This window comes from Planococcus alkaliphilus (genome assembly GCF_057031095.1).
In genome coordinates, this window is record NZ_CM168060.1 from 1,271,182 (window position 1) to 1,282,989 (window position 11,808).

14 protein-coding genes and 1 riboswitch are annotated in these 11,808 nt (G+C 46.0%); of the genes, 10 read left to right on the plus strand and 4 right to left on the minus strand.

Annotation, left to right across the window (positions count from 1 at the left end):
• Positions 1 to 28: 28 nt before the first annotated feature.
• The 6 genes from AC2EXB_RS06625 to AC2EXB_RS06650 all read left to right on the plus strand — a co-directional run bounded on the left by AC2EXB_RS06625 (position 29) and on the right by AC2EXB_RS06650 (position 4,176).
• A complete protein-coding gene (locus AC2EXB_RS06625) occupies positions 29 to 1,462 on the plus strand; it encodes an o-succinylbenzoate--CoA ligase (protein WP_483604159.1) in 1,434 nt (477 codons plus the stop codon).
• Positions 1,453 to 2,517 (plus strand): o-succinylbenzoate synthase, encoded by a 1,065-nt coding sequence (menC, locus tag AC2EXB_RS06630; RefSeq protein ID WP_483604160.1) that lies wholly within the window; start codon positions 1,453 to 1,455, stop codon positions 2,515 to 2,517. Before AC2EXB_RS06625 ends, menC begins: the two co-directional genes overlap by 10 nt.
• Positions 2,518 to 2,619: 102 nt before the next feature.
• Complete coding sequence (locus AC2EXB_RS06635) at positions 2,620 to 2,880, plus strand: hypothetical protein (RefSeq protein ID WP_483604161.1); 261 nt, start codon at positions 2,620 to 2,622, stop codon at positions 2,878 to 2,880.
• A 32-nt stretch (positions 2,881 to 2,912) separates the two neighbouring features.
• On the plus strand, positions 2,913 to 3,641 hold the full coding sequence (locus AC2EXB_RS06640; protein WP_251478305.1) for an AAA family ATPase: 729 nt from the start codon (positions 2,913 to 2,915) through the stop codon (positions 3,639 to 3,641).
• A gap of 11 nt (positions 3,642 to 3,652) precedes the next feature.
• On the plus strand, positions 3,653 to 3,952 hold the full coding sequence (locus AC2EXB_RS06645; protein ID WP_235198816.1) for a YesK-like family protein: 300 nt from the start codon (positions 3,653 to 3,655) through the stop codon (positions 3,950 to 3,952).
• Positions 3,949 to 4,176, plus strand: a complete 228-nt coding sequence (locus AC2EXB_RS06650; protein WP_483604162.1) for a hypothetical protein — start codon at positions 3,949 to 3,951, stop codon at positions 4,174 to 4,176. Before AC2EXB_RS06645 ends, AC2EXB_RS06650 begins: the two co-directional genes overlap by 4 nt.
• A gap of 33 nt (positions 4,177 to 4,209) precedes the next feature.
• Here AC2EXB_RS06650 and AC2EXB_RS06655 read toward each other — a convergent pair whose 3' ends face one another.
• Both AC2EXB_RS06655 and yidD read right to left on the minus strand, forming a co-directional pair.
• Positions 4,210 to 5,223: a metal ABC transporter solute-binding protein, Zn/Mn family gene (locus AC2EXB_RS06655; protein ID WP_483604163.1), complete on the minus strand. Its 1,014-nt coding sequence runs from the start codon at positions 5,221 to 5,223 to the stop codon at positions 4,210 to 4,212.
• An 89-nt stretch (positions 5,224 to 5,312) separates the two neighbouring features.
• Positions 5,313 to 5,543 (minus strand): membrane protein insertion efficiency factor YidD, encoded by a 231-nt coding sequence (gene yidD / locus AC2EXB_RS06660; protein ID WP_235198819.1) that lies wholly within the window; start codon positions 5,541 to 5,543, stop codon positions 5,313 to 5,315.
• Positions 5,544 to 5,652: 109 nt separating this feature from the next.
• Between yidD and AC2EXB_RS06665 the strand changes: the two genes are divergently transcribed.
• From AC2EXB_RS06665 to AC2EXB_RS06675, 3 genes are all read left to right on the plus strand, one after another.
• Positions 5,653 to 6,099, plus strand: coding sequence for a Dps family protein (locus AC2EXB_RS06665; protein ID WP_251478315.1), 447 nt, complete (start codon positions 5,653 to 5,655; stop codon positions 6,097 to 6,099).
• A 64-nt stretch (positions 6,100 to 6,163) separates the two neighbouring features.
• Positions 6,164 to 6,622, plus strand: a complete 459-nt coding sequence (locus tag AC2EXB_RS06670; RefSeq protein ID WP_483604164.1) for an NUDIX domain-containing protein — start codon at positions 6,164 to 6,166, stop codon at positions 6,620 to 6,622.
• Positions 6,603 to 7,385: an alpha/beta hydrolase family protein gene (locus AC2EXB_RS06675; RefSeq protein WP_483604165.1), complete on the plus strand. Its 783-nt coding sequence runs from the start codon at positions 6,603 to 6,605 to the stop codon at positions 7,383 to 7,385. The genes AC2EXB_RS06670 and AC2EXB_RS06675 overlap by 20 nt, the downstream gene beginning before the upstream one ends.
• Positions 7,386 to 7,818: 433 nt before the next feature.
• On the opposite strand, the gene pckA is transcribed toward AC2EXB_RS06675, so the two are convergent.
• On the minus strand, positions 7,819 to 9,411 hold the full coding sequence (gene pckA / locus AC2EXB_RS06680) for a phosphoenolpyruvate carboxykinase (ATP) (RefSeq protein WP_251478319.1): 1,593 nt from the start codon (positions 9,409 to 9,411) through the stop codon (positions 7,819 to 7,821).
• 238 nt (positions 9,412 to 9,649) lie between these two features.
• Positions 9,650 to 9,763, plus strand: a riboswitch (SAM riboswitch).
• A gap of 200 nt (positions 9,764 to 9,963) precedes the next feature.
• Here pckA and metK point away from each other — a divergent pair.
• Positions 9,964 to 11,160, plus strand: coding sequence for a methionine adenosyltransferase (gene metK / locus AC2EXB_RS06685; RefSeq protein WP_483604166.1), 1,197 nt, complete (start codon positions 9,964 to 9,966; stop codon positions 11,158 to 11,160).
• 46 nt (positions 11,161 to 11,206) lie between these two features.
• Here metK and AC2EXB_RS06690 read toward each other — a convergent pair whose 3' ends face one another.
• Positions 11,207 to 11,716, minus strand: coding sequence for a gamma carbonic anhydrase (locus AC2EXB_RS06690; RefSeq protein ID WP_483604167.1), 510 nt, complete (start codon positions 11,714 to 11,716; stop codon positions 11,207 to 11,209).
• Between the last annotated feature and the right edge of the window lie 92 nt (positions 11,717 to 11,808).

Sequence of the window (11,808 nt, forward strand, 5' to 3'; positions counted from 1 at the left end):
CGCTTTTCTGAAAAGGAAGGGTTTTATCATGACTTATCCAAACTGGCTGACTCAACGCAGCCATTTAAGCGGCAGCCGAATGGCGCTGTCTTTCCAAGATCAACAATGGACATTCACCGAAATCAATAGTTTAGCGCTGGAATATGCTGGGAAATTAGCTAGTCTAGGCATCCAGCCAGATTCCCGCGTCGCCATCCTTGCCAAGTCAAATCCGGATTTCATTTTTATCATGTATGGCTGCCTGCACCTTGGCTGTGAAATGGTCATGCTGAATGAACGATTGGCTCCGGCAGAACTCGCTTATCAAATTGATGATTCAGCAGCGGATTTTGTATTGGCAGATGATCTCCTGAAAGATAAAGTAGAAGAACGGAATCCCGTCCTGTTCAGCCGGATTAAAGATGAGCGAACTTCAAAAATCACGCCGGCGACAGAGTGGGAGCAAAGCCGCACGATTTCCATTATGTATACTTCCGGAACAACCGGCCATCCGAAAGGCGTCCGGCAGACGGCTGAAAATCATTTTTCAAGCGCTGTTTCTTCAGCGCTGAACATCGGGGTTGCACCAGAAGATGTCTGGCTTTGTTCAGTGCCCTTGTTCCATATCAGTGGATTTTCAATTTTGATGCGTTCGCTGATTTACGGCATGGGCGTCCGGCTGTATGAGAAGTTCGATGCTGAGCATTGTGCACGGGAAATTTGCGAAGGTTCAGTCACGCATGTGTCGCTTGTGGGTGTGATGCTGGAACGTGTACTCAGCCACATAGAAGAAGCTGGAATGAAAGCATCTCCGCGGTTTAAAGCGATTCTTGCAGGCGGCGGGCCAGTTCCTGTTGCTTACATGAAACGGGCTGACAAGTTGGAGATTCCGGTTCTCCAGACATATGGGATGACGGAGACTTCGTCACAAACGACGACGCTGCAGCCGGCAGATGCGGAACGCAAAATCGGTTCTTCCGGCAAGCCTTTGTTTTTGTACCAAGTGAAAATAGAAGGAACCGATAAAGCCGGTGAAAAAGGAGAGATTCTCATTCATGGGCCCCAAGTGACGCCAGGATATATCGGCCGATTCTCGGATCGGCAAGTTCAGCCAGACGGCTGGCTGCATACGGGAGATATCGGCTACTTGGATGACGAAGGTTTTCTATTTGTCGTAGACCGCCGTTCGGACTTGATCGTATCTGGCGGTGAGAATGTCTATCCTGCGGAAATCGAGAAAGTGCTGCTTGCGCATCCGGCTGTACGGGAAGCCGGTGTCTGCGGTGCGGTACATGAGAAATGGGGAGAAGTGCCGGTCGCTTTTGTGGTCTTGAATAAACCGGTTGAAGCCGAAGAATTGCTTACGTATTGCAAACAGCAAATCGCTTCCTATAAAGTGCCGAAGCAATTGACCTTTGTGGATGCCTTGCCGCGAAACGCTTCGAATAAACTCTTGAGAAGAGAGCTGAAAGCATGGACGTGACTATTTCCGAAATCCTTTTGACGCCGATCAAACAGCCTCTGAAGCTGCCTTTCAAAACCTCCCTGCAGCATGTAAAAGAGCGGGAAGCGATTTTAGTGACAGTCATTTCAAATGAAGCATTAAAAGGCTACGGGGAATGCGTGGCCTTCTCGACGCCTTGGTATACGGAAGAAACAATAACCGGTTGCCGATTTGTAATGGAAAATGTACTTATCCCTCTCTTAAACGGTGAAACGCTCGATGGTCCCGAAGAAGTCACGGGGCGATTTAGCCAGGTGAAAGGCAATCGCATGGCAAAAGCGGCAATTGAAATGGCGGTGTGGGACCTTTTTGCGAAGAAGAAAGAGTCGCCGCTTTGGCAAATGGTCGGCGGCAGCGGAGAAGCAGTCGAGGCAGGTGTCGTTGTGGCTGCAGATGAAGCTGAAATTGCTGGCCGTGTAGAAGCGGCAGTTGCTAAAGGGTATAGCCGCATCAAAATAAAAATTAATCCTGCAACAAATAAGGAATTGCTGAAAAACATCGTTTCAAGCTATCCCGACACCCTGTTTTTTGCAGATGCGAATGGCGCGTTCGATGAAACAAATTTCAATCAGCTTAAACAGTTCGACTCGATCGGACTTGCGTTGATTGAACAGCCTTTTGGGGAACAAGAGTGGCAGCTGCATGCACGAGCTAAACTAGAAATGAAGACAGCCATCTGTTTGGACGAAAGCATCAAGAGTTTTGAAGATGTGGAACGGATGATTTTTGAACAGGCTGGAGATATTATCGTCTTGAAAATGGGCAGACTTGGCGGCTGGAGCGAAACATTGCGCATCGTGGAGATATGCCAGAAGCATTCGATTGGAATGTGGGTCGGCGGCATGATCGAGTTCGGTGTATCGAAAGCTCACAACTTAGCCTTGGCATCTCTTCCTGGTATCACTTTGCCGGGCGATTTTTCGGATTCGGGGCATTTCTGGGAACGGGACATCATCGTTCCTGAAATAAAAGTCGCGGATGGGAACATTGAACTGAGCAAAAAGCATGGCATTGGCTATGATATACAATTGTAAAAGAAAGTTTGGGTTGATGAGTCAATCCAAGCTTTTTCTTTTTAGAATGGAACTAATCCCTTTTTGATGCGTATATACATATAACAGAAAGGGGCCAGAGAGATGAGTTTTTGGAAGATGTTTTTCGCAATGTTAATCACCCGATTAGTTGCGGACCTTACTTATTTGAGGCTGGCTTTTTTTGAATATGACTTGAATTTATTTGTCGGTGAATATTCCTTCGTCTCATTATTGAAGTTTATTATCGAGTTGGGCCTATTCGGTGTGCTGTTTATCGGAACCTACTATTTGTTGGACTTTACCCCGAAAAGACGCATGCGCACCAGATATGAAGCTGCCGAAAGGGAACGGAGCCGAAATTAAATAAATCATAGACCGATAAGGAAGTGGAAAAAATGTTCCTAAAAAGAATCACGCTGCTGAAAGAAGAAGTGGAAGATACGTCGCAGTATCCTTTTACGATTCCATCGATCAAAGAACTCGAGCAATTGGAACTAACAAGTCCAATCACTTTTTTTGTTGGAGAGAACGGTTCCGGCAAATCTACATTGCTGGAAGCCATTGCTGATAAATGCGATTTCAATACGGCAGGGGGAGGCCGCAATAATACATATGATGTCCACGCTTCCCAGTCGGTGCTGGGGGATTATATCCGCTTATCTTGGCTGCCGAAGATAGGGAATGGCTTTTTTATGCGCGCTGAATCTTTTTATCATTTTGCAACGCATATCGATGAAATGGCTAAAGAAGAAATGATTCCTTACCGGGCATATGGCGGGAAATCTTTGCACGAACAGTCCCACGGAGAATCGTTTCTATCTTTATTCTTAAACCGTTTCAGCGGTGAAGCGATTTATCTGCTGGATGAGCCGGAGGCGGCGCTTTCACCGCAGCGGCAGTTGATGTTTTTAAGGATTCTGCATGAATTGACGCAAGATGAAGAATGCCAATTCATCATCGCTACCCATTCGCCGATCTTGCTCGGGTTCCCTGGAGCTCAGATTCTCAGTTTCGACCATGGTTCGATACGAGAAGTACAATACGAAGAAACGGATCATTACCGAATTACCAAATCATTCTTGGACCACCGGGAGCGGTTTTTAAAAGAGATAATGGAGGACTAGGAGGTGCGTAGATGGAAGGGTATGGATTTCTCCTATTTCTTGTTCTTGCTATAGCAATAGTGTTAGCTCTGTCAGGTATAGGTTTGAAAAAAATCCTGCCGCCTGAAAAAGCGGTTCAAACGATTGCTATGAGTTTTGCCTCTTTGTTGTTGGCAAGTATTGCAGTAGTCATTATCAGTCTATTTATTGGCGGCTGGGAAGGGATGGGCTATGGCATCCTCGGAATATGTGCCTTGATTGGCACGGTTGTGGGCAGTTTCATGTATGCTGGCTTATCTTATTTTATCGATAGGAGGAAATCAAAAAAATGAAAAAGTATTTGGTCTTTATCGTCACCTTTATTTTGTTGCTTACTGTGGCGCAAATCGGTTCAGGATTGATACTTACTTCACTATATGTTCCGGATATTGCAGGTGCCGCTCAAACAGGGAATGAGCCGGCAGTTTTTGGATTGCCGCCGCTAGTTTCATTCGCTGGAATGGTATTGACGGCGACACTCGCATTCGGCATTACACAAAAACTCATTAAAACATAGGAAAAGAAGGACTCCATTTGGAATCCTTCTTTTTTATTGCAAGGCTGTCTTTAATGTTTCGAGATTCTTCTCCATCAAGGTGAAATAAGTTTCTTCGTCGTCAATGTTTTCTTGGGTGAGGACGCCGAGATTGTTCATTTCAAGCGCTTCTGCACCGACTTCTTTCTGAATCACTTCGGTTAGATTCGATGAAACGTTCTGCTCGAAAATGATGTGTTTGATGTTTTTCTCTTTTGCTAAATCCACAATTTCCGTGAGTTCTTTCTGGGATGGTTCGTCTTGGCTGTTCAAACCGGCGATAGCGACTTGCTCCAACCCGTAAGGCTCAGCCATATAGCCGAATGCTGCATGGGAAACGAAGAAGGTTTTATTGTCCGCTTGCTGTGCCAGTTCGGCAAATGAGCGGTCCAATTCTTCCAGCTCGATTAACAATTCAGCATAATTGCTTTCAAAGATTTCCGAGTTTTCCGGATCCGCCTCTGCTAAGGAATCTTTGATGGATTCCGCTAATTTCTGGCTAAGCACAGGGGAGATCCAGACATGGGGATCAGTTGAGCCATGGTCATGGCCCTCGTGAGACTCTTCATCGTGGGCTTCTTCATCATGCGCTTCTTCATCGTGAGACTCGTCATCATGAGCATCGCCTTCATGATGTTCTTCATGGCTAGTCGCTGCCACCAATTCCTCATCAGTGATCGCATCAGCGGTTGCAACAAACTCGACGTTTTCATTCTTCAGCGTTTTTTGTGCACTGTCGATAAATCCTTCAAGGCCAAGCCCGACGTAAAACATCAAATCCGCTTCAGCAAGTGCAATCATGTCTTGCTGGGTCGGTTCAAAACTATGTTCATTGGATCCTGCCGGATAGATGGACTCAACAGTAACGGCTTCGCCGCCAATCCGTTCTGTAAAGTAAGTGAGCGGATAGACGGTCGTATAGACATGGAGCTTCGCGTCGTCTTCCGGTTCAGATGTTGTACCGGTTGTCGAGTCGCCGCAAGCAGCGAGTAGTAGAATAAGGATCAGTAACGGAATAAGTTTCTTCATAAATTTCCTCCAAAATGTAACGGTTACGTTTTATTTACTTAGAGAATATTACACGATGCAATTTCAAAACACAAGAAAAACCACCAAAATTATTTTTTTGGTGGCCATTCTTCTGGAACAAAATCGATTCCGCCTTTATTGAAAGGGTGGCAGCTCAAGATACGGCGTACAGCCAGATAGCCGCCTTTTATCGCTCCATGCTTTTCGACAGCTTCGATTCCGTAATGCGAGCAGGTCGGATAGAAGCGGCAGCTGGGTGGCGACAACGGGGAAATGAAACGCTGATAAAAGCGGAAAATTTTAATAAGGATCGTTTTCATCGTGAAGTCATCTTCTTTCAAGAGAAAGTTTCTTTATGTTTATTGTAGGCAGGTTAGAGGTATAAATAAAGTATAAGAGCTTATCAAATACAAATGGAGAGTGATTTTAATGTCAGCAGAATTAAACCACGAATTAAACGTACAAGTTGCAACTTGGTCAGTAGCCTATACGAAATTACATAATTTCCACTGGTATGTAAAAGGGCCGTCATTCTTTACGCTGCACGTGAAATTTGAAGAATTATACAATGAAGCGACGCTTCATATGGATGAAATTGCAGAACGGCTGCTTGCACTGGGCGGAAAGCCGGTGGCTACGATGAAAGAACAGCTGGAGCTTTCAGTCGTTGAAGAAGCGACAAGCAAAGAAACTGCAGAAGAAATGGTTGATACTGTAGTGAGCGACTATGATAAAATCATGGTTTCCTTGAAAAAAGGAATGGAACTTGCTGCTGCAGACGGCGATGATATGACGGAAGATATGTTAAACGCGATCCACCAGAACTTAGAGAAGCATTCTTGGATGCTTTCTGCATTCTTAGGCGAAAAGAAGTAAAATAGAAGGACTCGGCGTACACTTTAACGAGTGTACGCTTTTTTGATGGCAGTGAGGTGAAAAGATGATTTATACCGATTTGAACGGCTTTCGCTGTGAACTTTCCTTTGTTTCCGGCTCTTTCGATGTTCCGAGCCGTCATGTCTTAGTTATTGCAAAGTATGAGGGGAAGTGGCTGATGACGGACCATCCAAAGCGTGGAATCGAATTTCCGGGCGGCAAGGTAGAGGCTGGCGAAAGTTTAAAGGCAGCGGCAGCTAGGGAAGTATATGAAGAAACAGGCGGCGTAGCTGCGAAACTGGAATGGTTTGCAGAATATGTCGTTTACGGCCAGCCTTCTTTCTGCAAAACGGTTTTTATTGCCGAAGTGGACCGGATCGATTCCGTGAAATTGATGGAAACAAAAGGCGCTGTATTGAAAGAAGGATTAGAAGTAACAGAAGATTTCAGTTTCCTTATGAAAGACCAGGGAATGCTGAAAATCATGGAGAAGGTGAAAGAACTTGGAAAATGGGAAAATTGAATCGGCGAAACTTTACCCTTCGCCTAATCCACGGGTAAAGTTGACGGAAATTGTCTATTGGTCTGAAGGCCTTAAAGTGAAAGGGCTGCTCGCTGAGCCGAAAAAAGGAAAAAGTACGAGTGGTATCCTCTATTTAAGAGGAGGCATTCAATCGATCGGGATGGTACGCCCTGCACGCATTGCGCAATTTGCCGCTTACGGATTTACGGTTTTTGCACCTTACTACAGAGGGAACCGCGGCGGGGAAGGACGCGATGAATTCGCGGGGGCAGACCGCTGGGATGCTGTCCATGCAGTGGAAGTGCTCAAGCAGAAATGTTCAGGGCCAGTCCACCTGCTGGCATTTTCACGCGGTGGCATCATGGCACTTTGGACAGCGGTCTTGCGTGATGATATTGCGTCAGTCGTAACATGGGCCGGAGTGACGGATACAGTGCTGACGTATAAAGAACGCCCTGATATGCGGCGCATGATGAAGCGCTTGTATGGCGGCACTCCAAACGCCGCTTTGACTGCCTTCGAAGAGCGGAATCCGCTGCTGCGGATCGAGGAAGCACATATGCCATTCTTAATTATTCATGGCTTGCAAGATGAGAATGTCTTTCCTGCGCAGGCGTATTTATTAGAAGAGGCATTGAAGATGAATGAACAAGCGCATGAAACCTGGTATTTCCTGGAATACACGCATTTCTTCCCGCCGGCAGCGAACCGGAAAGTGGCGAAAGCGCTGACTGTCTGGATGAAAGAGCAGGAAAAAAGTTGACCGATTGGAACCAGGAAATAAAAAAGAAGCTCTCCATATTAACTGGAGAGCTTCTTTCCAGTGTGTTGAAAAAGATAGAAACTAAAATAAGTTTCATTCAGGAATCCGATATTCCACAAAACAGCTGCGCTTTCCAGCGGGCTCACGCCCAATCCTCCTCGTTCGCGGTGCTCCCTGCGGTGTATCGGTCGACTCGCTAAGCCGCAGGAGTCTCCGCTGTTTTGCTCCATATCTCTAGAAAGTTCTCTAGCACCGGCGCGGCTTCGGACTGGGCGAAGCAATAAGACGAGTGGTCTTCTCGGCTTATTGTGGGAGCCTTGTCCATAGCGCCGAAGTGCGGTTTATAGAAGCAGATGCTCCAATTCAACCAGTTTCTCGACAAACGGAAAGAAGCTCTCCATATTAACTGGAGAGCTTCTTTCCGTTTGTTTGCTTATGACAGTGGAGCCGGTCCGCCAAGTTGGCTGATGGCTGGATCTACTGTACCGAACTTTTTGAAGTTGTCTTGGAATTTAGATGAAAGTTCTTTAGCTTTTTGATCGTATGCGTCTTTATCTGTCCATGCATTGCGTGGATTCAAGACTTCAGTAGGCACGCCCGGAATTTCTTTTGGAATTTCCAAGCCAAAGATTGCTTCTTTTTCTGTCTCGATATTGTGCAATTCGCCTTTCATCGCAGCGCGCACCATTGTACGGGTATAAGAAAGTTTCATACGGCTTCCGACACCGTATTCGCCGCCAGTCCAGCCTGTGTTTACCAAGAAGACTTCCACACCATGTTCGTCGATTTTCTCGCCCAGCATTTCTGCATACACAGTTGCGTGAAGCGGAAGGAACGGTGAACCGAAGCAAGTTGAGAAAGTGGCTTCAGGTGCTGTGATACCGCGTTCTGTGCCCGCAAGTTTAGATGTATAGCCGCTTAAAAAGTGGTACATCGCTTGTTCTTTTGACAGTTTGCTGATTGGAGGCAAGACGCCAAATGCATCAGCCGTCAAGAACACGATAGTTTTAGGGTGTCCGCCTACAGACGGGTCTACAATATTATCGATTGCTTGAATCGGATAAGCTGCTCGTGTATTCTCAGTTAGGGAACCATTGTCATAATCAGGGATGCGCGTTTCCGGATCTACAACAACATTTTCAAGAACCGATCCGAAACGAATAGCGTCATAAATCTGCGGTTCGTTTTCACGCGATAAATTGATGGTCTTCGCATAGCAGCCGCCTTCGATATTGAAAACGCCGTTATCCGACCAGCCGTGCTCGTCGTCGCCGATCAATTTGCGGTCGCCGTCTGCTGACAAGGTCGTTTTCCCTGTACCGGACAATCCGAAGAACAAGGTTACATCCCCATCTTTGCCGACGTTCGCTGAACAGTGCATCGGAAGAATCCCTTTTTCCGGCAAGATGTGGTTCATGATGGAGAAAATCGATTTCTTCATTTCGCCGGCGTATTCTGTTCCGCCGATCAAGATGATTTTCTTTTCCATCGATACAATGATGAAGGTTTCAGAATCTGTGCCATCAATAGCCGGATCTGCATGGAAGGTAGGCGCATAGACAACCGTAAATTCTGCTTCATGCGCTGCCAGCTCTTCTTTTGTCGGACGAATGAATAATTGATGCGCAAACAGGTTATGCCATGCATACTCATTGATGGTTTGAATCGCCAGGCGTGACTCATGGTCAGCTCCAGCAAAGCCTTTAAATACATATAGAGCATCTTTTTGCTTCAAGTGATCGATCACTTTTGCATAAAGGTTCTCGAAAATTTCCGAAGAAATCGGGCGGTTGACATTGCCCCAATCTATTTTGTCTCTCGAAATTGCCTCATCAACGATGTATTTATCTTTTGGCGAGCGGCCTGTATATTTGCCGGTTTCGGCTGCTACAGCGCCTTCTCGAGTTAATACCGCTTCCCCACGGGATGTTGCAGCTTCCACTAATTGTGGAACAGATAATTGAACGTGCACGTTTTGGCCATTTAAAAGATCCTTTAGGTCGTTTTTGATATTCACTGGATTCATTTATATGTACCTTCCTTTTCGGTTATTCCCATTGCGAATGGGGAGGATGTATATTCGAAGATTAGTATAACACATTGTGTTAAATAGTCTATACTAATAACAAAGGGAATCGAAAAAAACGTAAATAATGTGCTTTTTGGAGGCCAATAAAACCATTATATCTTTTATTGAAAGAGTTGGTCATTAAAAACGTTGACATCGCTAAGCACATTCCGTATGATGAAAAATTGAACGGATACTCTTATTCCGAGCTGGTGGAGGGGGCAGGCCCTATGAAACCCGGCAACCTGCTGCGAATATGCAGAGAAGGTGCCAAACCTGAAGCAAGGCACAAGGCCTTGGACGATAAGAGTGAAAGGTGCTACTGATGATTTCTCCTTTCCTCATGTATATGATGGAAGGGATTTTTTTATGAAATTTTGCCCTTAATCCTCGTGTACAAGAGCCACAACGGCTTAAAGTTCAATCCCTTTTGGGAACGGACTTGACATGGGAAACGAGTACCGTATCAATTTCGAGAGCAATCTCGCAGGATCTAAGGAGGAACACATTTTGACAAACCGTCGATTATTCACGTCAGAATCAGTAACAGAAGGACATCCGGATAAAATTTGCGATCAGATCTCAGACGCAATTTTGGATGCGATTTTAGCAGAAGACCCAAATGCACGCGTTGCATGCGAAACAACCGTAACTACAGGACTAGTTTTAGTAGCCGGTGAAATCACGACTTCTACGTATGTGGATATTCCGAAAGTAGTTCGTGAAACTGTTCGCGAAATTGGCTATACCCGTGCAAAATACGGTTTCGATTCTGAAACAAGTGCCGTTTTGACAGCGATTGATGAACAATCACCGGATATTGCTGCCGGAGTCAACGTAGCGCTTGAATCGCGTGAAGGCCAAATGACAGATAAAGAACTAGATGATATCGGAGCAGGAGACCAAGGTCTGATGTTTGGATACGCAACTAACGAAACAGAAGAATTCATGCCGCTTCCGATTGCCTTAGCGCATAAATTGGCGCGCCGCCTTGCAGAAGTGCGGAAAGAAGAAATTCTTCCATACTTGCGCCCGGATGGCAAAACGCAAGTGACAATCGAATACGATGAAAACAATAAACCATTGCGTGTGGACACAATCGTTATTTCGACTCAGCATCATCCAGAAGTGCCGCTTGAGCAAATCCAGCGCAATATTAAAGAATATGTCATCAACGAAGTGGTTCCTGCACACTTGATCGATGCAGAAACAAAATACTTCATCAATCCAACTGGTCGCTTTGTAATCGGTGGGCCACAAGGGGATGCGGGCCTTACTGGACGCAAAATCATCGTAGATACTTACGGTGGATATGCGCGCCACGGCGGCGGTGCTTTCTCAGGGAAAGACGCAACAAAAGTGGACCGTTCTGCAGCTTATGCAGCTCGCTACGTAGCGAAAAACATCGTAGCAGCGGGCCTTGCTGAACGTTGCGAAGTACAGCTAGCTTACGCAATCGGCGTAGCTCACCCGGTATCAATTGCAGTCGATACGTTTGGAACAGGCACTGTAGAAGAAAACAAATTGATCGAGCTTGTACGCGGAAACTTTGATCTGCGTCCAGCAGGGATCATCAAAATGTTGGATCTTCGCCGTCCAATCTACAAACAAACGGCAGCATATGGCCATTTCGGCCGCACGGATATTGATCTTCCGTGGGAGCGCACGGACAAAGCAGCAGCTTTGAAAGAGCAATCCGCTCAATAGAAACACATAAAAAGACGGCTGAGCAAATTTGCTCAGCCGTCTTTATTTATTGAAGCGATTTGTAGTATGCTCGTTTTTCAGCGTATTCCCGGACAATGCGCTGCATGTCTTCGATGTCTTCTTTGCGCAGCTCGCGCACCACTTTTGCGGGCCGTCCAAATGCCAGCATGCCAGGAGGGATGACTTTGCCTTGCGGAACGAGACTGCCGGCTCCGATGAATGCTCCTTCTCCGACTTCGGCCCCATCTAAGATGATGGAGCCCATTCCGATTAACGCACCTTTGCGAATTTTGCAGCTATGCAAGGTCACTTGATGGCCGATAGTGACTTCGTCTTCCAAAATCAGCGGGTTCCCTGGGCTTTGATGAAGCATGCATAGGTCTTGGATATTGGTTTTCTTGCCGATAATGGTAGGTGCGACATCGCCGCGGATGACGGTGTTGAACCAGACCGAAGAATCTTCACCGATAACGACATCGCCGGTAATCGTAGTATGGTCAGCGATAAAAGCTGAGGGGTGAATGGATGGGTGTTTGTCTTTGAATGGGTAAATCATGGAAAACCTCCAGTAAAAAAGATAAGATAATACTAATCCTATCAAAATAAGCGTAAAGGTCAAATGGCGTTGCAGCCTGCGCAAGAGAAAGA

Bases quoted from the DNA above. Each gene is read 5' to 3' on its own strand.
- AC2EXB_RS06670 (WP_483604164.1), top strand. From the start codon at position 6,164: ATGATTTATACCGATTTGAACGGCTTTCGCTGTGAACTTTCCTTTGTT.
- AC2EXB_RS06645 (WP_235198816.1), top strand. From the start codon at position 3,653: ATGGAAGGGTATGGATTTCTCCTATTTCTTGTTCTTGCTATAGCAATA.
- AC2EXB_RS06640 (WP_251478305.1), top strand. From the start codon at position 2,913: ATGTTCCTAAAAAGAATCACGCTGCTGAAAGAAGAAGTGGAAGATACG.
- AC2EXB_RS06665 (WP_251478315.1), top strand. From the start codon at position 5,653: ATGTCAGCAGAATTAAACCACGAATTAAACGTACAAGTTGCAACTTGG.
- menC (WP_483604160.1), top strand. From the start codon at position 1,453: ATGGACGTGACTATTTCCGAAATCCTTTTGACGCCGATCAAACAGCCT.
- yidD (WP_235198819.1), bottom strand. From the start codon at position 5,543: ATGAAAACGATCCTTATTAAAATTTTCCGCTTTTATCAGCGTTTCATT.
- AC2EXB_RS06625 (WP_483604159.1), top strand. From the start codon at position 29: ATGACTTATCCAAACTGGCTGACTCAACGCAGCCATTTAAGCGGCAGC.
- AC2EXB_RS06690 (WP_483604167.1), bottom strand. From the start codon at position 11,716: ATGATTTACCCATTCAAAGACAAACACCCATCCATTCACCCCTCAGCT.
- AC2EXB_RS06635 (WP_483604161.1), top strand. From the start codon at position 2,620: ATGAGTTTTTGGAAGATGTTTTTCGCAATGTTAATCACCCGATTAGTT.
- pckA (WP_251478319.1), bottom strand. From the start codon at position 9,411: ATGAATCCAGTGAATATCAAAAACGACCTAAAGGATCTTTTAAATGGC.
- AC2EXB_RS06650 (WP_483604162.1), top strand. From the start codon at position 3,949: ATGAAAAAGTATTTGGTCTTTATCGTCACCTTTATTTTGTTGCTTACT.
- AC2EXB_RS06655 (WP_483604163.1), bottom strand. From the start codon at position 5,223: ATGAAGAAACTTATTCCGTTACTGATCCTTATTCTACTACTCGCTGCT.